The sequence below is a fragment of the Niveibacterium sp. COAC-50 genome (assembly GCF_013184235.1).
Taxonomy (GTDB): Bacteria; Pseudomonadota; Gammaproteobacteria; order Burkholderiales; family Rhodocyclaceae; genus Niveibacterium; species Niveibacterium microcysteis.
The window spans coordinates 58,579-80,779 of sequence record NZ_JABCJM010000009.1 but is presented as its reverse complement, the minus strand read 5'-3'; the positions used below and the strand labels follow the sequence as shown (position 1 = coordinate 80,779).

The window sequence follows — 22,201 nt, the reverse complement described above, 5'->3', positions numbered from 1 at the left end:
GGCTGGGTTGCAGCGGTGGTGCAATGAAAAACGCCGGGCGGGGCCCGGCGTCACGCGGTCTGGCTACAAGCGGTTCAGCTCAGTGCAGCGTGTAGAGGTAAGCGATCAGGTCGGCGCGCTCGGCCGCATTCGGCAGGCCGTCGAACTTCATCTTGCCGCCGGGCACCGCCTTGCGCGGGTCGGCGACATACGCGTCGATCTTGTCGGGCGTCCAGCTAATGCCGGACTGTTTCATCGCGTCGGAGTAGGCGACGTCGGCGACGGTACCGGCCTTGCGGCCGACCACGCCGAACAGCGACGGCCCCTTCTTGTTCTTGCCTTCCTTCACGCTGTGACACTCGGCGCAGTTTTCGGCGAACACGTCGGCGCCGTGCTTGGCGTCCGCCGCGAGTGCATGGCCGCCACTCACTGCAAGCAGCAGCGCGAAGAGGATTGAACGGGTGGTTTTCATCTGCGGCTCCGTGGCTCAGAACGAGGTCCAGGCAAACAGGTAGAGCGTGTTGTTGTCACGCGCGTTGCGGCCGGATCCGTCGTAGTTGTTGCTCTCGCCATTGAAGCGGGTGTACCAGGTGTACTGGGCGCCCAGGCGCAGGTTCGCCCACGGCGATCCCCAGGACGATTCTTTGCCCCACGGCGTCCAGTCCGCCTGCAGCATGTAGCCAGTGGTGTTGGGCGAGCCGGTCGCGCTACCCATGTCCGGCGCTGGGGCGTACAGCAGCGCATCGCTGCTGCCCTTGGTGCGGAAGGTGCTGGCGGTCAGGCCCCAGGTCTGGTTGTAGTAGTAGGACGCGTTGAGCTGCATTTCCTTCAGTGTGCCGCTCTGGTTTTCCGCTTCGCCGTTGGCGTAGGCCACATCGCGCTTCTGCTTCTCGTGAATGTAGCTGGCATACACGGTGCCGATGTGCTCGCGGGTGCCGAGGAACTGGTAGGACGCATCGACGCCGATGTCGTTGTAGCGGTTGGCCGGGCCTTGCACACGATCAGGCTGCACGCCCGCGTTGAGACCGAACAGGCCGACGTGGTAGGCCTGCTTCTTCAGGTCGCCGAAATAGGCGAGGCGCCAGTAAGCGTTGGACGTGAGACGGCCGACTTCATCCTGCAGCCCGAGTTTGTCGAGCGTCGATGCCGACAGCGCCTTGTAGGTGCCAAGCTCGGCGTAGTAGTGGTTGTCGTACATGCCGTAGGCGGACACCCCCAGCACATGTTGGCCGAGGCCACCGGCAATCAGCGGCGACGCTGGCGCCGGCGCGAGCTCCGTCGCCATGTACGGGAAGCGCCAGGCGGGTGCGGTGTTGAACGGATCGGACAGGGTCGGGTTGTTGTTCAACGAAAGCCCGGCGATCAGATCCTTGCCGCCGACACTGAAGGTATCCGCCGCGCGCAGCTCGGCGTTGTCGATCGCGGTCTTGCGTTCGGCGCCGGCATAGGTCGTCTGCACGAACGCGCCGAGCCTGTCGGCGAGCCGGCCGGCGAGGAAGACGGAGACCTCCTGTGCAACCGCGTTGTTGTTGGTCTTCGTGTGCTCGGTGGGCGGATCGGTCAGATCCTTGGCCGTGCGGTCAAAGCCCCCGACCAGCATCGCGGAGAGCGGAATCTTGCTGCCCTGTCCGTCGCTGTCGGTATAGCCGCTCAGCTTGAAGCGGATGCCGGCAGGCGTGAGTTGCGGGCCGTAGGCGCCGACGTGGCAGGCGGCGCATTCCATGCCTGTCTGGCGCGCAAAGCTGGGCAGGGCCAGGGCGGGTTGGGCGATGGCTGCGGCAACGGTGCCGGCAGCCAGCCATCGCAACAGACGCCCGTGGCGGGCGAGCGCACGGGCGAGCGAAGTGAATACTTGCATCAAGATCCCCTTGTGGGTTTGCAGAAAACAGGTGATTGGGCTGCGCTCAGCGGCGGCGCGGCAGCATCGCGACGAGTACGGCGTCGCGGCGGAAGAAGTGGTGCCAAAGGGCTGCGCCCGCGTGTGCGAGCACCATGATCAGCAGCGCCCAGGCGGCGCGCAGGTGCCAGTCGGCGAGGCTGTCTGCGAGGTCAAGATCGGCCGCAACGATGTGCGGCAGTTCGATCAGCCCGAGCAGGCGCACCGCCTTGCCGTTCGCATTGGTGAGCGCCCAGCCCAGCAGTGGCAGGCCCGCCATCAGCCCGTACAGCGTCAGATGCGTCAGCGCCACGCCGATGCGCGGCAGCGGCCCCAGATCCTGCGCGGCGCTGGCGTGGCCGCTGACGCGGCGCGCGACGAGGCGGCCCGCCATCAGCATCAACACCGCAACGCCGAAGCTGCGGTGGGCTTCGATCAGGATCAGACGCAGGGTCTTGTCGTCGATCAGCTCGCGCAGCAGCACCGCTGCGGCGGCGGCAACGATTGCGATGACGGTTGCCCAGTGGAAGAACTTGATCGACGCGGCGTGCCCGGCGGTTGCGGGGCCAGCGTTGTCGAGCGTGAAGGTTTGGGCTTGCATGCCGGGGCTCCAGAGTGAGACACCCCGGACCCTAGCGGTTGCAAGCTTTCGGAAACCTGTCGGCGTCAGCCGCCGATTGCAAGCACCTGTTGCGGAAAGCGGATGCGGAAGCACACGCCTTGGCCGCCCGCCGGCGTCAGCACCTGAACCTCGGCACCGTGCCGCAGTGCGACCTCCTTGACGATCGCGAGCCCAAGGCCGGAGCCCTGCTCCTGGTCGGTCGCGAGCCTGAAGAAGCGTTCAAAGATCCGCTCTCGCAGCGATTCGGGGATGCCCGGTCCGTCGTCTTCCACTTCCAGCCAGGCGCTGCCGTCGGCGGCGCTGCCGCAGCGTGCCGTGACATGCGCGCCAGGCGGGCAGTACTGCAACGCGTTGTCGATCAGGTTGGCGAGCAGTTCCTTCAGCAGCCATTGCGAGCCCCTCACTGCGGCGGGGGCAGGGGCGAAGCCGAGGTCGATCTGGCGTGCGAGCGCGTGGTCGACAAAGTCGGTCGCCGCCTCTTCCAGCAATTGATCGAGCGCCACGATCTGGTGGCGCGCCGGGTCGGTGGCTTCAGGGGCCGATCGCGCAAGCGCGAGCAGCTGATGGGTCAGGTGGGCCAGCTTCGAGGTGGCCGCGAGCAAGCGAGCAATGCGGGGGCGGGCCTCTGCGGGCAGTGAATCGGCGGCCAGCTCCAGTTGCGTTTGCAGGCCGGTGATGGGCGTTCGCAATTGATGTGCGGCATTCGAGATGAACGCGCGCTGGGCGATGCCAGCCTCGCTCAGCGAGTGCATCAGGCGATTGATCGCAGCGAGCAGCGGGCGGATTTCGCGCGGCGCGTCGTCGTCCGGAATCGGATCAAGCTTGTCCGGCGAGCGTCTGGCGACCTGCTCAGACACGGCGTCGAGCGGGCGCAGCGCATAGCGCACGCCGAAGAACAGGATCGCCAGCGCCGCGAGCGTCTGCGCCAAGTTGGCGAGGATCGTCGTGACGACGATCTGGCGTGCGGCGCGCTCGCGCTTGAGCAGCGTCTCGGCAACCACCACGGTTGCGACCGTGCGCCCGGTGCGATGCCGCAGCGCGGCTACGCGCACCTTGTCGTGCCCGATGCGCAGTGTGCGGAACGCGGGCGTCGGGGATTCCACATCGCCGACAAACGGCAGCAACTCCTTGTCTCCGGCGCGGATGCGGCCTTGCGGATCGGTCACCAGCAGGAAGACCTTGTCTACGCTGTCCGCTCGCAGCACCGCTTCCGCCTGCTTCGGCAGGTCGACGTCGACATCGCCGTCTTCATCGTCCAGCCGCGAGGCGAGCGCCACCGCGGTGCTGGCGAGCGAGTGGTCGTAGGCTTCGTTGGCAACGCGCGACGCTTGTCGGTAGTCAGCGACCGTGCCGATCACCATCAGTACCAGCAGCGGCAGTGCCAGCACCGCCAAGAGGCGCCCGCGCAGGGCAAGTGGTGCGCGACGCTCATGCATCACTGCGCTCCGTTTCAAGCCGGTAGCCTATGCCGCGCACAGTGCGGATCACGACGCCGCTATCCGCCAGCTTGCTGCGCAAGCGTGAGACGTAGATCTCCACCGCGTTGTCGGTGATCTCGCGGTCCCAGCGGCTGAGACTGTCGGCGAGTTTCTGCTTTGCGACCACGCGCGGTGCGGCCAGCATCATCTGCTCCAGCACATTCCACTCACGCCCGGTCAGATCCAGCGTGCGGCCCGCACAGGCGGCGGTGCGCTGACCGAGGTCCAGCTGCAACGCACCGAATGCCAGTTCGGAGCTGGACGATGCGCGGCTGCGGCGGATCAGCGCGCGGACCCGCGCCACCAGCTCCGGCAGCATGAAGGGTTTGGTCAGGTAGTCGTCGCCGCCGCCTTCGAGGCCCTCCACACGGTCTTCGAGCCGGTCGCGTGCGGTCAGGATAAGCACCGGCAGCGCATGGCCACGCCGCCGCATCTCACGGATCAGCGCCATGCCGTCGACGCCCGGCAGGCCCAGATCGACGATTGCCAGATCGTAGGCAACCGCGGCCAGCGCGGGTATCGCGTGTTCGGCCGAGGCCAGGCGGTCAAGCTCGAATCCGTGACGTTGCAGGCCTTCGGAAATCCCCGCGGCGACCATCTCGTCGTCTTCGATCAACAGAATGCGCATGGTTCTCCCGAGCCCCTGCCTTGATGCCTGCCGGCGCAGATAGTGCCGCGTAAGCCGAATGCCGACGATGCGGTGCCGGATGGTAAACTGTAACGTTACGTGATCCTGGTCCATGGCCCCGGGCGGTTGCTTGAATTGGCTCAAGCAAATCGGCTGGGCGAGCTTCTCCCCCGCCGGGCCCCAGTGATGTAATTGACACGGTTCCAGACCCAGCCCGATTCGATGCAACTGTTTGCGCTAGGCCTCAATCACCATTCCGCGCCGGTCACCCTGCGTGAACAGGTGGCTTTTCAGCCCGACGGGCTGTCGGAGGCTTTGTCACGCCTGGTACGCGAACGCCCGGTGCGCGAGGCGGCGATCCTGTCGACCTGCAACCGCACCGAGTTGTACTGCGCGACCGAAACGCCCGAAGCCGTGGCCGACTGGTTGGCGGACTTCCACCGCGTTGCGTTGTCGCAGATTTCGCCGCACCTCTTCACGCTGCAGCACGACGCTGCAGTGCGGCACATGTTCCGCGTTGCGTCCGGCCTCGATTCGATGGTGCTGGGCGAGCCGCAGATCCTCGGCCAGATGAAGCAGGCAGCGCGGCTGGCCGAAGAGGCCGGCACGCTTGGCACCCTGCTGCACAAGCTCTTCCAGCGCACTTTCTCGGTCGCGAAGGAAGTCCGCTCGACCACCGCGATCGGCGCCAACATCGTGTCGATGGCCGCCGCCGCGGTGCGTTTGTCCGAGCGGATCTTCTCGACGATTGAAGAGCAGCGCGTGCTGTTCGTCGGCGCGGGCGAGATGGTTGAGCTTTGCGCTGCGCACTTTGCCGGTTGCCGCCCGCGCCAGCTGACGATTGCCAACCGCACGCCGGCCCGTGCTGAGGCGCTTGCCGCGCGTTTCGCGGGCGACGCCCTTACGCTCGACGCCTTGCCGGACGTCCTCGGCCGTTACGACGTGGTCGTGAGCTGCACCGCGAGCCCCTTGCCGATCATCGGTCTGGGCATGGTCGAACGCGCGCTCAAGCAACGCCGCCATCGCCCGATGGTGATGGTCGACCTGGCTGTGCCGCGCGATATCGAGGCCGAAATCGCAAAGCTCGACGATGTGTTCCTCTACACCGTCGATGATCTTGCGCAGGTCGTCGAAGCGGGCGTCGAGTCGCGCCAGCAGGCCGTGGTGCAGGCTGAGGCGATCATCACCGATCAGGTATCCCACTTCCTGCACTGGGTCGAGGCGCGCGATGCCGTGCCGGCGATCCGCGCACTGCGCAGCCGCGCCGACGCAGTTCGGCAGGCCGAGCTCGAGCGCGCGATGGCGCGCTTGGCGCGCGGCGAAGATCCGCAGGCCGTGCTCGAAGCGCTGTCGCAGGGCATCACCAACAAGCTGATGCATGGCCCGACGCAATTCCTCAACCGCGCGGACGGCGAGCAGGTCGGCGAAGCTGCCGAGCTCGTGCGTCGCCTGTTCAATCTCGATCGTTCCTAGCGCTGAGCGGGGCGCGCGCCGCCGCTTTGCCGAGACACCATGAAACCCAGTATCCGGGAAAAACTCGAACAGCTCGTGCACCGTCTGGAAGAACTCGACCAGATGCTGGGCAGCGAGGATGTCACCAGCGACCTCGATCGCTATCGTCGCCTGAACCGCGAGCATGCCGAACTCTCGCCGGTGGTGGCGCTGTGGCGTGACTACCTGCGTGCCGAAGGCGACCTGCGGGCCGCGCAGGATCTGCTGGGCGATCCCGACATGAAGGCCTTTGCGCAGGAAGAGATCGATTCGGCGCGCGGCGCGATCGCGCGCCTGGATGCCGACCTGCAACTCGCGTTGCTGCCGAAGGACCCGAACGACGCCCGCAACCTGTTCCTCGAAGTGCGCGCGGGTACCGGCGGCGAAGAGGCTGCGCTGTTTGCCGGCGTGCTGTTGCGGATGTACACCCGCTATGCGGAACGCCAGGGCTGGCGCGTCGAACTCGTGTCGGTCAATGAGTCGGATCTCGGCGGCTACAAGGAGGCGATCGCGCGCATCGTCGGCGACGGCGCCTACTCGAAGTTGAAGTTCGAGTCCGGCGGGCATCGTGTGCAGCGCGTGCCGGTCACTGAAACGCAGGGCCGCATCCACACCTCCGCGTGCACCGTGGCGATCCTGCCGGAAGTCGACGAGGTTGCTGACGTCGAGATCAATCCGGCCGATCTGCGTATCGACACCTTCCGCGCCAGCGGCGCCGGCGGCCAGCACATCAACAAGACCGATTCCGCAGTGCGCATCACCCATTTGCCGACCGGCATCGTCGTCGAGTGTCAGGACGACCGCTCACAGCATCGCAACAAGGCTCAGGCGATGTCGGTGCTGGCGGCACGGATCAAGGACGCGCAAGTCCGCGAGCAGGCGAGCAAGCAGGCTGCGCATCGCAAGAGCCTGATCGGCAGCGGCGACCGCTCGGAACGCATCCGCACCTACAACTACCCGCAGGGCCGAGTGACCGACCACCGCATCAACCTCACGCTGCACAAGCTGGACATGGTGGTGGAAGGCGATCTGGACGAACTGATCGACGCCCTCACGCGCGAACACCAGGCCGAACAATTGGCCGCGCTGACCGAGGTTGTGTGAGCGCGCAGGGCTGGCCAGCGCGAGCGAGCGATAACCGTCCCGCGGTGCGCTGCGCATACGATTGGCGAGGCGCCCACCAATGAGCCTTCCCGTAACGCTGGGCGACGCGCTGGCCTTGGCGCGCGGGCGAGTGCCGGCTTCCGAAGCGCGGTTGCTGTTGCGCGAAGCGAGCGGGGAGCGCGCAGCCACGATCGTCGGCTTTCCGGAGCGTCCGCTGAGCGACGTTGCGGCGCAGTGTTTTGTCGACTGGATTGCTCGGCGTGAAGCCGGGGAACCGGTTGCCTATCTGCTGGGCGAACGCGAGTTCTATGGCCGCGTCTTTCGTGTGTCACCGGCGGTGCTGATCCCGCGCCCTGACACCGAGCTGCTGGTCGAACAAGCGCTGCTGCACCTGCCGGAAGGTGCCCCCCGCGTGCTCGATCTCGGCACCGGCAGCGGCGCAATTGCGATCACGATTGCGCTGGAAGCGCCGCATGCCCAGGTGTCGGCAGTCGATGTCTCCGCTGCCGCGCTGTCGGTTGCGCGCGAGAACGCGGAACGGCTGGGCGCTCAGGTACGCTGGCTCGAAGGGCCCTGGTGCGCGCCGGTGCAAGGCGAGGTTTTCGATCTGATCGCGTCCAACCCGCCTTACGTGGCCGCCGAAGACCCGCATCTCGCGCAGGGCGACCTGCGCTTCGAGCCGCCCGGCGCGCTGGCCTCGGGCCCGGACGGACTCAGCGATATCCGCATCATCACGACCGAAGCCTGGGCTTGCCTGAAGCCGGGCGCCTGGTTGCTGTTCGAGCATGGCTACGATCAAGGCGACGCCGTGCGCGCATTGATGCTGGCGGCGGGCTATATCGATTGCGTGACGCTGAAGGATCTGGGCGACAACGACCGCGTGACGCTGGGGCGACGGCCGGTTTGAACGGCTGGATTTGACCCGGTGCGCGGTTTTTTCTAGACTACATACCTGATTGAATCAGTCAGGTATTCTGACTTAGCCGAAGGAATTTACATGAGCGTGCAAGACATCATCCACCAGACGGTCACCGAGAACCCGGTGGTGCTCTTCATGAAGGGCACGCCGCAGTTCCCGCAGTGTGGTTTCTCCGCGACCGCTGCGCAGATCCTCAAGCTGCTCGGCGTTACGCAGTATGCGTCGGTGAACGTCCTGACCGACGACGACATTCGCCAAGGCATCAAGGAATACGCAAACTGGCCGACGATTCCGCAGCTCTACATCAAGGGCGAATTCGTCGGCGGCTGCGACATCATGAAAGAGATGTATCAGTCCGGCGAGCTTCAGCAGATGCTGCAGGAAGCGGGCATCGTCAGCGCCTGATGGGTGCTGCTGAATGAAAAACGGCGACCTTCGGGTCGCCGTTTTCGTTTGCGGCCTACAGTTGTCGATCGGGTTTGATGGCGTCGGGCGCTGGCGCCTCGTCATCGTCGCTGTGGCCGCTCCAGTTGCGCCACGCCTTGCGCGCCAGATGCGCCGTCAGCAGATGCGGTGGCATCCGCAGCCAGTGCCCGCGCAGGTATAGAAGCTGACGTGCGAGTGGTGTCCATGCGTCGCCAGCGGTTGGGTCGTTTGGCCGCAGCCCCCGCAGGTAGAGCTGTTCGAGCAGGCGCTCGCGCGTATCGCTGGGCCAACGGCCACCGAAGGCCAGTGTCGTCGCCGGGATTGGCGTGGCAAGCATCACCGAGCACATGTGCAAGGCATAGCGCAGCGGGCGTTGCAGGTTCAGCGCGACAGCGCGTGTTTCCAGCGATTGCCAGAAAGCGCCCTGACTTGCGAAGTGTCGCAGCAGGCCGTCCAGATCCACGAGATCGCGCATGCCGTTGTCCAGTTCGCCTTCATGGAACAGGTGGCAGGCGCTGTGCAACACCATGTCGGCCGGTGCCAGCACCCAGACGCCTGGCGTGGCGGCGGCCGGCACGGCCTGATCCAGCAGCAGCGCGGGGTCAGGTGGATGGCGTGCGGTGAGCGGCAGGATGTTGTGATGCACATCCAGCGAACTGCCGCGGTTGACGTGGCGAAGCGGCGGCAGCTCGTGCATCCACTGGCGGTAGTAGCGCTGGTCATAGGCGTTCAGATGCGAACTGATCCAGCCGTGGCGCAGCAGCGTCGACTCGGTGTCCGGCAATGCTGCTTTAGGCACCAGCAGGTCGATGTCACCGAAAACCCGACCGCGTGACGCCGGCAGGTTGGCCGCGAGATAAGCCGCGCCCTTCAGCAAAACCAGGCGGATGCCGCATTCGTCCAACGCGCGGCGTACCCGATCTATCTCGGCCAAGGAAGCAATGCGTTGCCGAGCGCCGACCGCACGCGCGGCGATGAGGTGTTGGCGCGGGCCGGGCGGTACCGCGTCGAGCAACCCGTAGGCTTCGAGATCGGCGGCGATGCGAGCGCTCAGGTTCGCGTTGCGCGCCTGGCGGATCACGTCATCCCACTCGCGTAGCGAGAGTCGCGCGGCGCATTCGGGCGCCCGCAGCAGTGGTAGCAGGGCGTCGCGAATCATGGCCGGGCCTCGTCAGCGAGGCGGTCGAAGGCGGCAATTGCTTCGTCCAGCCGGCTGTAGCGCAGCGCGATGCAGTCGCTTCGATCCACCGTGTCGACCAAGGTGCGGAAGCCAGTCTCGCCGAGCATGCTGTAGTTGAAGGCGTTCTCCGCCAGCTGGATGAAGCCTTCCGCTCGCGGCAAGGGTTTCATCGTCAGCGCTGCACCCGCCTCCCACTGCGGGAAGATGATCCAGCGGGGTAGCGCACGTTCATGCATCCGGGCAACGCTGTCGCGCGGTGGCCGCAAATGCGCGACGCGGCCTTTGTGGGTGTCGGGGCATTCGGGGCCGAAGCTTGCCGACGGCTCGAACTGCTGAATGATGTCGATCGAACTGTTCTTCAAATTCACCGGGCGGGCCAGCGCGACGACGCGCCCATCAACCGGGTCGAGCAAGGTCAGTTCGTCCGAGCACAAACGCCAGCCGCGTTGAATCAGCGCAGCGGTCAGCGTGCTTTTGCCAGAGCCCGGGGGGGCCGGAAGGATGGCCGCCAGACCGTTGCGTTCCACGACCGCAGCGTGGATCACCAGAAACTGGTGGCAATAGGTTGCGATGCACCAGTTGATGCCCCACTCGAGCATCGCAAAGCTCTGCGCGTGTGGCAGCGGTTTGAACGGTGTGCGGCCGTCAAGGTGAAACTGAACCTGCGGCCGTATCCAGGCGCGGAGTCCGGAGACGCGACCCACCTGCACATGGAAATCTGCAAAGTCGTTTGGCGCCAGCGCGTGATCAGCGTAAAGCGTCTGCACGGCTTTGCGTACGACCGGCTCGCGGCTGCGGATGTGCAGTGTCAGGGGGCCGCTGGTGAGCCAGAGACCGTCGCCGGACAGGCGCGCCGACAGATCTGCTTCGTTCAGGTCTGTAACGCGGAGCGTAGCGGTCAAATCAGTTCGATGCGGCGGAGTTGGTCGAGTGCCTGGGACACGTTGTCGGTGAGTTCAGGCGAGCACGGCAGCGATAGCAGACCGGCGATGGCGTCCGCTGCCTGCGCCGCATCGTAGCGTGCGGCGGCTGGCAAGGCGAGTACTTCCGCGGCGAGCGGCGACAGCGCGTGCGTCGCGCCGGTCTGGCGATCGTAGAAAACGGAACCGTCGGGCCAGTGGTGACTGACCCAACGTGGACTGGCGTCCTGCATGCGGGGCCCGCGCTTACGGCGAGATGTAGTTGTTCTTGAGGTAATTGACGATGTCGGTGCCGGTCCACGGCGTCGCGCCAGCATAGGGCACGTACTTGCCGTTGAGCGCCCATTCGCGCCAGATTGCGATCACGCCTTCGGCGGTGAGTGCCTTCGGATCGATCAGGCCCTTGAGGATGTTCAGGTAGGCGCCGATGCAGTGGAACGCGACCTTGTACGGATCTTCATAGCCCAGCAGATTGAGCACCTGAAGCATCGTCATCATCGAGCCGTCTGGATTGAACAGGCGGCTGCCGGCAATCGTGCCGACAACGAAGATCGAGTGGAAGGGCGTCGACTGCGGAATCGGCCAGTTACCGGCGCTGCAGTTCTTCCAGTAACCGGGCGAGCGCCCGTTACAGGTTCCGACTTTGGTGCCGCGGTGACTCAGCGCGCCCGAGAGCGTTTGCGAGGGCGAAATGCACTCACCCGGGTTCAGGCCGCCAAGGACGGGCCGGCTGGTCAGCGTCAGGATGATCGGGCCGGTGGCCATGCCGCCGCGTACCAGCAACCGGCGCCGTGCTTCAGATACGCCCGATTCTGCACGGTCGGGTGACTGGGCGGGATGGTCAGCGCTAGGCATGTTTTCGTGGTTCGACATGGTCTCGATCCTGGAGGTCATGTTGCATTCTGTCAGGCACTCACTGCCAATTCGTGCAAATTGGTCACGGCCTGACAGCAGGATGCAATGGGTTGCAGCTAACCATGCAAGAAACGTGCTTGGCGGCGATTCAATAAAAAACCAATAAAAAACAGTGCTTTGCGGTGCTGGTGTGGTGCGGGCCGTGGGCAACAGCGGCAGGATGTCAAATGCGCCGACGATTCCTTGCTCAGCGTCGCAGGTATTCCGACAGTTCGCGTGCCATGCGCTCAGCCTGGCGCAAGTAGCTCGCGCCGAACAGGTTGAGGTGGTTGAGCATGTGATAGAGGTTGTAGAGCGTGCGTCGTTGCGGGTAGCCCTCGGCGAGCGGCGCGGCTTGCATGTAGGACAGGTAGAAGCGCTCGGGCAGCCCGCCGAAGAGTTCGCTCATTGCAAAATCGGCTTCTCGATCGCCGAAGTAGGTCGCAGGGTCGAAAACGACCGGCTCCCCCTCTGCGGTTACCGCGATGTTGCCGGCCCAGAGGTCACCGTGCAGCAGTGCCGGTTCGGGGCGGCGCTCGAGAAAAAAGGCGCCGATCTTGTCGATGATGCGTTCGCCGTGGTTCTGAAGGTCGCCACGGTAACCGCGTCGCGCGGCTTCGGCGAACTGCGGCGCAAGGCGCTGGTGTGCAAAGAATGCGGGCCAGTCGGCGCGAGGTGAATTGTCTTGCGGCGATTGGCCGATGAAGTTGTTGCGCCGCCAGCCGTAATGTTCGCCGACGGTGCTGTGTAGCTGCGCCAGTGCCGCTGCGCAGCGAGGGGCGTCGGCTGCTTGCATTGGCCGCAGCGGCAGGTGTTCGAGAATCAGGAATGCATGCGCCTCGCTCGCGCCACTGGCCACTATCGCCGGCGTGCGGATCGTGCCCGTCGCGGCGATGGCGGAGAGCGCATCGACTTCAGCATCAAACAGTGCAAGGTTCGTCGCTGCGCTGGTCTTCACGAAGACGCGCTGGGCCGCGCTCCCGACGATCCAATTCCGATGTGTGCCGCCGGAGGCGGGTTCGGCGCTCGTGACGCGGAACGCCGTGCCGAGCGCGCCGCGTGCAGCCTCTTCGACAGCCGCGGCGAGCGAGGCCTCCATGCGGGTCAGGCCAGGCGGTTACGCGCGCGGGCGATCGCGGCGCGAACCTGTTCGGGGGCAGTGCCGCCGATGTGGTTGCGGCCGGCCAGCGCACCTTCGACTGTCAGCACTTGGTAGACGTCCTCTGCAACCAGATTCGAGAAGCTGCGCAGCACGTCGAGGGGCAGATCGGGCAGATCGCAGCCGCGGGTTTCGGCTTCGCGCACCGCACGGGCGACAGCTTCGTGCGCGTCGCGGAAGGGCAGGCCGCGCTTGACGAGGTAGTCGGCCAGTTCCGTGGCGGTGGCAAAGCCTTGCTTGAGTGCGTCGCGCATCGCGTCGGCCTTCACCCGGATGCCTGAGACCATGTCGGTGAAGATGCGCAGGCTGTCGATCAGCGTGTCGGCGGTGTCGAACAGCGGCTCCTTGTCTTCCTGGTTGTCCTTGTTGTAGGCCAGCGGCTGGCCTTTCATCAGGGTCAGCAGGCCGACGAGGTGGCCGTTTACGCGGCCGGTCTTGCCGCGCACGAGTTCGGGGACGTCCGGGTTCTTCTTCTGCGGCATGATCGAGCTGCCGGTGCAGAAGCGGTCGGCCAGATCGATGAAGCCCACGCGCGGGCTCATCCAGAGGATCAATTCTTCCGACAGGCGCGACAGATGCGTCATCACCAGTGCGGCGGCGGCGGTGAATTCGATCGCGAAGTCGCGGTCGGACACGGCGTCGAGCGAGTTCTCGCAGACGGCCTCGAAGCCCAGCTCGCGTGCGACGAATTCGCGGTCGATCGGGTAGCTGGTGCCGGCCAGCGCCGAGGCGCCCAACGGCAGACGGTTGATGCGGCGGCGGGCGTCGACCAGGCGTTCGGCGTCGCGGCGCGCCATTTCGACGTAGGCCATCAGGTGGTGGCCGAAGGTTACCGGCTGTGCGACTTGCAGATGCGTGAAGCCGGGCATCGGCGTTTCGGCGTGCTGTTCGGCCAGATCGCAGAGTGCGCGCTGGAAGTTGCCGAGCAGTTCGATGGCCTGGTCGACTGCGTCGCGCAACCACAGGCGGATGTCAGTGGCCACCTGGTCGTTGCGCGAGCGCCCGGTGTGCAGGCGCTTGCCGGCGTCACCGACCAGCGTGGTCAGGCGGCGCTCGATGTTCAGGTGAACGTCTTCGAGATCGAGGCTCCATTCGAACTTGCCGGCGGCGATCTCGTCGAGGATCTGCGCCATGCCACGCTCGATGTCGGCGAGGTCCTGCGCGCCGATGATGTTTTGCTTGGCGAGCATCTTCGCGTGCGCGAGCGAACCACGGATGTCCTGCTCGGCCATGCGGCAGTCGAAGAACACCGATGCGGTGAATCGCTTGACGAGATCCGACACCGGTTCGTTGAATCGGCCAGACCAGGCCTTGGCATCGCCGGTTTCGGCGTGCGAGGGTTGTGAACGCTCTGTCATAATCGCGGGAATCCATGAGCACCCGTGCGGCGCTGGGAAGTGGCGCGGCTCAGGCGGGGAAAAGTGCGGCGGCGCGCCGCGGGACACGATGGCAAGTATACGGCAAAAGCCCAAGCAGTCCGGCCCGGCGACACGCGGCAACGCAGTGGCGCCACCTGATTTTCGCAACCTCGGTGTGATGTTGCGCGGGCTGCTGGGCCTCAACCTGATGGGGCTGGTGACAGTGGCGTTGCGCGGCGTGCCCGGCGATGCGCTAATGCGCGAGGCGTTGGCGATGGCGGGCCTGCTGGAATTGCCGCTGATGCTGGGGCTCTTGCTGGCCTACATGCTGGCGCCCGTGATTGCGTCGCAGACCTATCGCAAGGCGACTATGTTGCTCGCCGCGGTTGGCGTTGCATCGGTGCTGGCGACCTTTCCGCTGCTTTCGTCGCTCGCCGAACGTGCCGATCTGTGGCGCTGGAGCCTCTGGGCGGCCGGCAGTTGCGCGCTGTTGATGGCGTACTTCCACTGGCGCGCGGCGCTGGCGACACCTGCGCTGTCAGAGGCGCGCGTGCTGGCGTTGAATGCGCGCATCCGGCCGCACTTCTTCTTCAACAGCCTCAACGGGGTGCTGGGTGTGATGCGGTCCGATCCGCGCCGTGCTGAGCAGGCGCTGGAGTCGCTGGCGGATTTGTTCCGCAGCCTGATGCGCGAGAACCGTGATCTCGTGACGGTGGGCGATGAGATCGAACTGGCGAATCGCTACCTCGACCTCGAACGGCTGCGGCTGGGGGATCGCCTCAAGGTGGTGTGGGATCTGCGGCATTGCCCACTTGATGCCAAGGTGCCGCCGCTGATGCTGCAGCCGCTGATCGAGAACGCGGTGTATCACGGCATTGAGCCGTCCCCGACGCCCGGCGAGATCCAAGTGCGCATCGCGCAACGCGGGCGGGAACTCGTCATCGAGGTAGATAACCCTGTTCAGGCGGAGACTCGTCAACAACAAGGTAATCGCATGGCTCAGGCCAACATCCGGGAGCGATTGATGCTGTTTTTCGATATCGAGGCGCAGATGGACAGTGGCGTGAAGGATGGCCGTTACCGCGTCCGCATCTGTCTGCCTTTGCGCAGGGAGGGGCGGGCATGAGCGGGCAGGAAGTGCTGGCGGTGCTGAACGTGCTGATCGTGGATGACGAGGCGCCTGCACGCGAGCGCCTGCGGGATTTGCTGGGTGACGTCGCCGCGACGCAGCCCACCCGTATTGTCGGCATGGCCGCCAACGGGCACGAGGCACTGAGATTCCTCACGGCGCAACAGGTTGACCTGCTGCTGGTGGATATCCGCATGCCGGGGATGGACGGCATCGAACTCGCGCAGCACGTGGCAAGGCTCGCGTCGCCGCCGCGCATCGTGTTCGTCACCGCCTACGACCAATACGCAGTCAGCGCCTTCGATCTGAATGCGATCGACTACCTGCTCAAACCGGTGAGGGCGCAGCGGCTTGAGGCGGCGCTGGCGAAAGTGCGTGCAAGCCTGCCGGTGGCGCGTGAGGCACTTGATCGCATCGCCGAACCGCGACGGCATTTCTCGGTGAGCGAGCGCGGCCGGATTGCGCTCATTCCTGTAACCGATGTGCTGTTCCTCAAGGCCGAACTCAAATACGTCACCGCGCGCACCGTCGAGCGCGAGTACCTGCTCGACGAATCGCTGGTGCAGCTGGAACAGGAATTCCCGGAGCGCTTCGTGCGCATCCACCGCAACTGCTTGATCGCGCGGGCGGCTGTCGCTGGATTCGAGCGCGACGAAGCCGCCGAGCACTGGCTGGTGAAGATCAACGGCCTCGACGAAAAGCTCGCAGTAAGCCGCCGCCAGTGGCCAACCGTGCGTGCCGCCTTGCTGGGTGGCGCAGGCGATGAGCGCCCATGACTTCAAGCCCCCCACTTTGCGGCCGTTGATAGCCCCGTGAACGCACAAGCCCCCACCCCCCGACAGCGTCCGCTCACGCTGGGCATTCTCGCGGCTGATATTGATACCGCTGTTGCGCTGCGTCTGGTTGCCGGCATCATCGACGAGGCGCGCCTGCGCGGCGCGCGCACGGTCTTCCTGCCGGGGCATCCGCCGGCGGCGTCGGCCGAATTCGACCGGCAGTTCAATCTGGTATTCCGCTTGCCTGACGCCACGGCCTTCGACGGCCTGCTGGTGATCGGCACCACCTTGCAGTACCACTTGAACGCAACGCAGCTCGACAACTTCCTCGCCACTCTGCCCAAGGTGCCGACGCTTTGCCTGGGGTTTGCGTCGCAGGTCGTGCCCAGCGTCGTCAACGACAACCACGGTGGATTCCGTGCGCTGATGTCGCACCTGATCGAGGAGCATGGCTGCCGCCGCATTGCGATGATTGCCGGCCCGGCAGGGCAAGCGGAGGCCGAGGCACGACTGGCTGCTTGGCGTGACGCTTGCACGGATGCGGGGATCGAGGTCGATCCCGATCTGTTGTTGCAGGGCAACTTCACGCAGGCGAGCGGGCGCGCAGCGATGAGTGCACTGCTGGAGCGCGGCGCTACGGTTGATGCGGTGGTCGCCGCGAATGACGACATGGCCTTGGGGGCGATGGCCTGCGCGGTGGATCATGGCCTGCATGTGCCGCAGCAGCTTCGTTTCGGCGGTTTCGACGACATCCTCGCCGCGGGCCGCCTTGGCGTGGGGCTGACGACCATCAACCAGTCGCACTATGCGCTGGCGCGCGCATCCGTCGCGCAACTGATCGAGCGGATCGGCGGCGCGGAGGTCACGCCGCTGACGCGTGTGCCGACACGGCTGGTGCGCCGGCAATCCTGTGGCTGCGGTGGCTTCTACGCCCGACCGGAGACCTTCGCTGCGCAACTGGATGTGCGGCTTGCCGGCATGCTGGAAGAACTGGCGGTGGCGCCTGAGCACGAGGCCAACTATCGGGCAGCGAGCCTTCTGGTCGAGCAGGGCCTCGCGAGAGCCTTGGCGGAACAGGACTTTCAGCCGCTGCTGGCGGCGGTGCAGACCGTTGCGCGCGACGTGCTTGCGGCGGAGGGCCATGTCTACGGGCTGCAGGCGTTGCTGGTCGCGGCGCAGCGCTGGCTGATCGAGCCGCGCGGCCTGGCGCCGGAGGCCTGGGCCGCGGTTGCCCGCTGGCTGCAACAGGCGCAGATTGCGCTGGCGGGTCTGCAGGACGTCGCACAACAAGCGCGCCATCGGCTGCACAGCGAACGCGCGCTGGCTTTCCGAGACCTGCTCAAAACGCGTATCGCCACCTTCGACTTGCAGAAGCTCCTGGAACACCTCTCGGAGGCGCTGGCTGATCTCAGTCTCGATACCTGCTGCATTGCGCTCTACAGCGGTGAGGCGCGCATTTCCAGCCTCGACGATTTCGACCTGCCGGGCGAGGCGCGCCTGCTTTACGCCTTCATCGGCGGGCGTGAGCGCCCGTCGCTGAACGGCGAACGCTTCCGTACGCACGACGTGCTGCCGGCTGACGCCTGGGCCTTGGCGGCGGACAGCACTTCGCTGATCGTCTACCCGGTCTTCCACGGCGCCGAGCACTTCGGCTTCATCGTGTTCAGCGTCGACCCGGTCGCGGGTGGGCCGTGGGAAACGATTCGTGACGAGGTGTCGTCGGCCTTGAAGGCGTCGTTGCTGGTGTCGGAGCTCGCCGCCGCGCGGGATGCGCTACGCAGCGACCTCGCACAGGCGCGCCAGGGCCAGCGTGAGCTGGCTGATATCGCGCATCGCGACGAATTGACCGGGCTCCTCAACCGACGCGGCTTCCTCGCCGAGGCGCGCCTGCGTGCGGACATGCTGAGTGCAGACGGCCTTGCGACCGCAGTGATCTTTGCCGACCTCGATGGGCTCAAACCGATCAATGACCGTCATGGCCACGCCGCCGGTGACGTTGCGATCCGCCAAGCCGGCGAGGTGCTGCGTCGCGGTTTCCGCTCGGCCGACCTGATCGGCCGCATCGGTGGCGACGAGTTCGTCGTGCTGACTGCGAACGCCGACCCGGACGCACTCAGCGCGATGCGCGAACGGATCTACCGTTTGTTCGAGCGGGCCAGCCAGGACTTGCCCTTCCCACTGGCTTGCAGCCTTGGCTATGTGGTGTCGCCGCCGGGTGTGCCGGTTTCGCTGGAGGATCTGCTCGCGCGCGCCGACAGCGTGTTGTACGAAGAAAAACGGCGCCGCAAGGGCGCCGCTTGGCATACCGGGGTCTAGCGGGGGCTGCGCCCCCGGCCCAACTTAACCCGAGTTGCGCAGGCCTGCCGCGATACCGTTGATCGACAGGTGGATGCCGCGCTTGATGCGTTCCTCCTCGTTGCCGTCGCGATAGCGGTGCAGCAGCTCGACCTGCACATGGTTGAGCGGATCGAGGTACGGGAAGCGATTGCGGATCGAACGCTTGAGCAAGGGGTTGCCATCGAGCAGTTCTTGCTGGCCGGTGATGGCGAGCAGGGCGTCGATGGTGGCCTGATGTTCGGCGCGGATGCGCGGGAAGATCGCTTCGCGCAATGCTTCGTCGCGCACCAGCGCAGCGTAGCGAGAGGCGATGGCAATGTCGCTCTTGGCCAGCACCATGTCCATGTTCGACAGCATGGTTGCGAAAAACGACCACTCCTTGTGCATCGACTGCAGCACCTGCATGCCGTCCGGCCGCTCGGCGAGGAAGGCGCGCACCGCTGCGCCGAAGCCGAACCAGCCCGGCAGCATCAAGCGGCACTGCGCCCAGGAGAACACCCACGGAATTGCCCGGAGGTCTTCGATTGCGGTGGTCTTCTTGCGTGACGCCGGGCGCGAGCCGATGTTCAGGTTCGCGATCTCGGAGATCACCGTCGATTCCCAGAAGTACTTCTCGAAGCCCTCGGTTTCATAGACCAGCCCGCGGTACGCCTTGAACGCGTGCTCCGACAGGCGATCCATCACTTCCAGGTATTCGGCGCGCGGCGCAGCTTCCGGATGCGCCAGCAGCGTCGCCTCGAAGGTGGCGGCGGCGAGCACTTCCAGGTTGCGCTGACCGACTTCCGGGTTGGCGTACTTCGACGAGATCACCTCGCCCTGTTCGGTGAGGCGGATCTTGCCTTGCACCGCGCCGCCCGGCTGCGCCAGGATCGCCTGGTAGCTGGGGCCGCCGCCGCGGCCAACCGAGCCGCCGCGGCCGTGGAACAGACGCATCTTCACGCCGTGGCGCTTGAACACCTCGATCAGCTGGATCTCGGCCTTGTAGAGCTCCCAGCCAGAGGTCATGAAACCGCCGTCCTTATTGGAGTCCGAGTAACCGAGCATCACTTCATGCATGTCGCCGCGGCTGGCGACGAGTTCGCGGTAACCGGGGATCGCGAACAGGCGGTCCATCGTTGCGCTGGCGGCTTGCAGGTCGCCGATCGTCTCGAACAGCGGCACGATGTTGACGTCGATCGCGCGCTCATGCGGCCGCAGAAGACCGACTTCCTTCAGCAGCAGTGCGAGTTCGAGCATGTCCGACACGCCATCCGTCTTCGAGATGATGACGTTGTGGATGCAATCGCGTCCGTACAGGCGATGGGCTTCGGCAGCCGCACGGAAGATCTCCAGCTCGCCGACAGTTTCGTCGGAGTACTGCACGAAGGGCGACGCAAGCGGACGCGGCGTCGCGAGCTCTTCGAGCAGCGCAGCGATTCGGCCTTCCTCGTCGAGGGCGCGGTAGTCGAAACCGGGGCGCACCGCGGCGAGCAACTCGGCGACGGTGCGCTCATGCACGTCCGAGTTCTGGCGCAGATCGATTGCGGCAAGGTGGAAGCCGAAAACCTTCACTGCGCGGCGAATGCGGCGCAGGCGACCTTGCGCGAGCGTGCCAGAGCCGTTCGCGAGCAGCGAACGATGTACCGTTTCGAGGTCCGCCGCGAGTTCGTCGGCGCTGGCGTACGGTTCGGCTTGCCCGACCGGTGGGCGGCCGACGCGGTGGCCGAGCAGGTTTTCTGCGGTAGCCGACATGCGGGCGTAGATGCCTGCGAGCGCGCGGCGATAAGGTTCATCGCTGCGGTGCGGCGACTTGTCCGGCGAAAGGTTGGCCAGTTCGATCAGCTGGTCGGATGCGCTGACCAGCAACTGGGCCAGCGAGAGCTCGCTGCCAAGGATGTGCAGTTCATGCAGGTAGAACTCGAGCGCGACCGTGGACTGCATGCGCATCGCTTCGCGCAGCACATCCGCGGTGACGAACGGGTTGCCGTCGCGGTCGCCGCCGATCCAGCTGCCCATGCGCAGGAACGCCGGCAGCTCCATGTTCTTCCAGGTCTCGCCATGCTTGGCGAGCAGGTTTTCGAGCGCGACGTAGAGCTTCGGCAACTCGCGCAGGAAGGTGTAGCTGTAGTACGAGAGGCCGTTGTCGACTTCGTCGAGCACCGACAGCTTGGTCGGCCGCAGCATGCGGGTCTGCCACATCGTCAGCACCGCGCGGCGCAGGGCGGCGTCGTTCTCCTCGATCTCCTCGGGCGTCATCTGGATGCGATCGCGCGCATCGAGGAACTGGGCGATCTTGAGCTGGCAGTTGAGGATCGACTTGCGCGACACCTCGGTCGGGTGCGCGGTCAGCACCGGCCCGACGAAAGCTTCTTCGAAGAAGTCAGCGATCTGCTCATTCGTCACGCCGGCTTCGAAGGCCGCTTCGATGGCGCGTGCCATCGTGCCTTCCCGCGGGGCGGAGCCGGCGATCGCATGCATGCGCGAACGGCGGATGTGGTGCTGGTCTTCGGCAATGTTCGACAGATGCGAGAAGTAGCTGAAGGCGCGCACGACGTGGATCGTCTGGTCGCGCGACAGCGAATCGAGCATCGCTTCGAGTTCGCGGCGGGCGGCGATATCGTCATCACGGCGGAAGCGAATCGAGGTCTGGCGGACCCGCTCGATCAAATCGAATGCCGCCTCGCCCTCCTGGGCGCGGACGGTGTCACCGAGAATCCTGCCAAGAAGACGGATATCTTCTTTGAGGGGGAGGTCCTTCGCTGCTTCCTGCTTAGCCTGATCGCTCATTGTCGGTTTTGCTGTGGGATTGGGGGTGATCCCCGGGCGGCCTTTGTACGGTTCGGGGGCAAGGGCCGTGCGTAAACGTCGCAATTTTGACATTGCACCGCAATATTTTGAAGCTTATCAGGCCTTTGTATGCGTTTGCCGATCAAAAATTGTGCGGTGGTACCATCGCAATCCTTATCGAATCCGGCCGCAAGGCCCTTGTCATCGTGACCAGCCCCGCACCCGAACGCATCGTTATCGCCACCCGTGAAAGCCGTCTCGCCCTGTGGCAGGCCGAGCATGTCAAAGCCCTGCTCGAAGGCCTCTATCCGCAAACCCGGGTGGAACTGCTTGGCATGACAACGCGCGGCGACCAGATTCTGGACCGTGCGCTGTCGAAGGTGGGCGGCAAGGGGCTCTTCGTGAAAGAGCTGGAAACAGCGCTGCTTGATGGCCGTGCCGACATCGCGGTGCATTCGATGAAGGATGTGCCGGCCGAATTGACAGACCCGTTCTGTATCGCCGCGATCCTCGAGCGCGAGAATCCGCTCGATGCCTTCGTGTCGAACAAGTACGCCTCGCTCGACGAGCTGCCGCCCGGCGCGGTGGTTGGCACCTCCAGCCTGCGGCGCGAGGCGCAGATCCATGCGCAGTATCCCTACCTTGGCGTGACGCCCCTGCGTGGCAACCTTGATACCCGCCTGCGCAAGCTCGATGAGGGGCAGTACGACGCGATCGTGCTGGCCGCCGCCGGGCTCAAGCGCCTTGGCCTTGGCGAGCGTATCCGCGGCACGCTGCCGGCGGAAGTGTCGCTGCCCGCAGCGGGGCAGGGGGCGCTAGCGATCGAGGCGATCGCCGCGCGCGCCGATGTGCGTGCCTGGCTCGCGCCGCTGGTCGATCGCTCGGCCACCGCCTGCGTGCTGGCGGAGCGCGCGGTGACGAAGGCGCTCGGCGGCGGCTGCGAGGTGCCGATTGGCGCCTACGCGCAGATCGCCGACGGTGAGTTGTTCCTGCGCGGCTTCGTCGCCTTGCCGGACGGCAGCCGTTTCGTGCGCGCCGAGCTGCGTGGTGCGCCGGCCGATGCCGAAGCGATTGGCCTGCGGGTGGCCGAAGCGCTGCGCGCACAGGGCGCAGCCGAGATTCTGTCGCAATTGTCTACGCACTGAGCTGGCTAGCAGGG

20 protein-coding genes are annotated in these 22,201 nt (G+C 65.6%); 8 read left to right on the top strand and 12 right to left on the bottom strand.

Going from position 1 to position 22,201, the window contains the following annotated elements; genetic code table 11:
- Positions 1 to 79: 79 nt before the first annotated feature.
- The 5 genes from HH302_RS21260 to HH302_RS21240 all read right to left on the bottom strand — a co-directional run bounded on the left by HH302_RS21260 (position 80) and on the right by HH302_RS21240 (position 4,583).
- A complete protein-coding gene (locus tag HH302_RS21260) occupies positions 80 to 451 on the bottom strand; it encodes a cytochrome c family protein (RefSeq protein ID WP_172204892.1) in 372 nt (123 codons plus the stop codon).
- Between the two features lie 15 nt (positions 452 to 466).
- The gene (locus HH302_RS21255; RefSeq protein ID WP_172204890.1) at positions 467 to 1,837 is read right to left on the bottom strand and encodes a cytochrome C; all 1,371 of its coding nucleotides are present in this window, start codon (positions 1,835 to 1,837) and stop codon (positions 467 to 469) included.
- 46 nt (positions 1,838 to 1,883) lie between these two features.
- Positions 1,884 to 2,456, bottom strand: coding sequence for a cytochrome b (locus tag HH302_RS21250; RefSeq protein WP_172204888.1), 573 nt, complete (start codon positions 2,454 to 2,456; stop codon positions 1,884 to 1,886).
- Between the two features lie 65 nt (positions 2,457 to 2,521).
- Entirely contained in the window at positions 2,522 to 3,913 is a 1,392-nt protein-coding gene (locus HH302_RS21245; protein WP_172204886.1) for a sensor histidine kinase, read from the bottom strand.
- Positions 3,906 to 4,583 (bottom strand): response regulator transcription factor, encoded by a 678-nt coding sequence (locus HH302_RS21240; RefSeq protein WP_172204884.1) that lies wholly within the window; start codon positions 4,581 to 4,583, stop codon positions 3,906 to 3,908. Before HH302_RS21240 ends, HH302_RS21245 begins: the two co-directional genes overlap by 8 nt.
- A 222-nt stretch (positions 4,584 to 4,805) precedes the next feature.
- Here HH302_RS21240 and hemA point away from each other — a divergent pair, with 222 nt between their 5' ends.
- From hemA to grxD, 4 genes are all read left to right on the top strand, one after another.
- Positions 4,806 to 6,056 (top strand): glutamyl-tRNA reductase, encoded by a 1,251-nt coding sequence (gene hemA, locus HH302_RS21235; protein ID WP_172205066.1) that lies wholly within the window; start codon positions 4,806 to 4,808, stop codon positions 6,054 to 6,056.
- A 39-nt stretch (positions 6,057 to 6,095) separates the two neighbouring features.
- Positions 6,096 to 7,178, top strand: coding sequence for a peptide chain release factor 1 (gene prfA, locus HH302_RS21230; protein WP_172204882.1), 1,083 nt, complete (start codon positions 6,096 to 6,098; stop codon positions 7,176 to 7,178).
- Between the two features lie 79 nt (positions 7,179 to 7,257).
- Positions 7,258 to 8,085 carry a peptide chain release factor N(5)-glutamine methyltransferase gene (gene prmC, locus HH302_RS21225; RefSeq protein ID WP_172204880.1) on the top strand — a complete coding sequence of 276 codons (828 nt, stop codon included), beginning with the start codon at positions 7,258 to 7,260 and terminating at the stop codon, positions 8,083 to 8,085.
- Between the two features lie 90 nt (positions 8,086 to 8,175).
- Positions 8,176 to 8,502 (top strand): Grx4 family monothiol glutaredoxin, encoded by a 327-nt coding sequence (gene grxD, locus HH302_RS21220; RefSeq protein WP_172204878.1) that lies wholly within the window; start codon positions 8,176 to 8,178, stop codon positions 8,500 to 8,502.
- A gap of 55 nt (positions 8,503 to 8,557) precedes the next feature.
- Here grxD and HH302_RS21215 read toward each other — a convergent pair whose 3' ends face one another.
- From HH302_RS21215 to argH, 6 genes are all read right to left on the bottom strand, one after another.
- The gene (locus HH302_RS21215) at positions 8,558 to 9,682 is read right to left on the bottom strand and encodes a nucleotidyltransferase family protein (RefSeq protein WP_172204876.1); all 1,125 of its coding nucleotides are present in this window, start codon (positions 9,680 to 9,682) and stop codon (positions 8,558 to 8,560) included.
- Positions 9,679 to 10,605 (bottom strand): HprK-related kinase A, encoded by a 927-nt coding sequence (locus HH302_RS21210; protein ID WP_172204874.1) that lies wholly within the window; start codon positions 10,603 to 10,605, stop codon positions 9,679 to 9,681. Before HH302_RS21210 ends, HH302_RS21215 begins: the two co-directional genes overlap by 4 nt.
- Positions 10,602 to 10,856, bottom strand: coding sequence for an HPr-rel-A system PqqD family peptide chaperone (locus HH302_RS21205; RefSeq protein WP_172204872.1), 255 nt, complete (start codon positions 10,854 to 10,856; stop codon positions 10,602 to 10,604). Before HH302_RS21205 ends, HH302_RS21210 begins: the two co-directional genes overlap by 4 nt.
- Before the next feature lie 13 nt (positions 10,857 to 10,869).
- Positions 10,870 to 11,496 carry a hypothetical protein gene (locus HH302_RS21200; protein ID WP_172204870.1) on the bottom strand — a complete coding sequence of 209 codons (627 nt, stop codon included), beginning with the start codon at positions 11,494 to 11,496 and terminating at the stop codon, positions 10,870 to 10,872.
- A gap of 229 nt (positions 11,497 to 11,725) precedes the next feature.
- Entirely contained in the window at positions 11,726 to 12,616 is an 891-nt protein-coding gene (locus HH302_RS21195; RefSeq protein WP_172204868.1) for a fructosamine kinase family protein, read from the bottom strand.
- A gap of 5 nt (positions 12,617 to 12,621) precedes the next feature.
- Positions 12,622 to 14,034, bottom strand: coding sequence for an argininosuccinate lyase (argH, locus tag HH302_RS21190; RefSeq protein WP_172204866.1), 1,413 nt, complete (start codon positions 14,032 to 14,034; stop codon positions 12,622 to 12,624).
- A gap of 88 nt (positions 14,035 to 14,122) precedes the next feature.
- Here argH and HH302_RS21185 point away from each other — a divergent pair, with 88 nt between their 5' ends.
- Genes HH302_RS21185 through HH302_RS21175 form a run of 3 tightly spaced genes read left to right on the top strand, consistent with a single transcriptional unit; the run spans position 14,123 to position 18,255 of the window.
- Complete coding sequence (locus HH302_RS21185) at positions 14,123 to 15,160, top strand: sensor histidine kinase (protein WP_172204864.1); 1,038 nt, start codon at positions 14,123 to 14,125, stop codon at positions 15,158 to 15,160.
- A complete protein-coding gene (locus HH302_RS21180; RefSeq protein ID WP_172204862.1) occupies positions 15,157 to 15,939 on the top strand; it encodes a LytTR family DNA-binding domain-containing protein in 783 nt (260 codons plus the stop codon). The genes HH302_RS21185 and HH302_RS21180 overlap by 4 nt, the downstream gene beginning before the upstream one ends.
- A gap of 36 nt (positions 15,940 to 15,975) precedes the next feature.
- Positions 15,976 to 18,255: a GGDEF domain-containing protein gene (locus HH302_RS21175; protein ID WP_172204860.1), complete on the top strand. Its 2,280-nt coding sequence runs from the start codon at positions 15,976 to 15,978 to the stop codon at positions 18,253 to 18,255.
- A 24-nt stretch (positions 18,256 to 18,279) separates the two neighbouring features.
- Here HH302_RS21175 and ppc read toward each other — a convergent pair whose 3' ends face one another.
- A complete protein-coding gene (ppc, locus tag HH302_RS21170) occupies positions 18,280 to 21,042 on the bottom strand; it encodes a phosphoenolpyruvate carboxylase (RefSeq protein ID WP_172204858.1) in 2,763 nt (920 codons plus the stop codon).
- 203 nt (positions 21,043 to 21,245) lie between these two features.
- Between ppc and hemC the strand changes: the two genes are divergently transcribed.
- Entirely contained in the window at positions 21,246 to 22,187 is a 942-nt protein-coding gene (gene hemC / locus HH302_RS21165) for a hydroxymethylbilane synthase (protein ID WP_371814751.1), read from the top strand.
- Positions 22,188 to 22,201 lie beyond the last annotated feature (14 nt).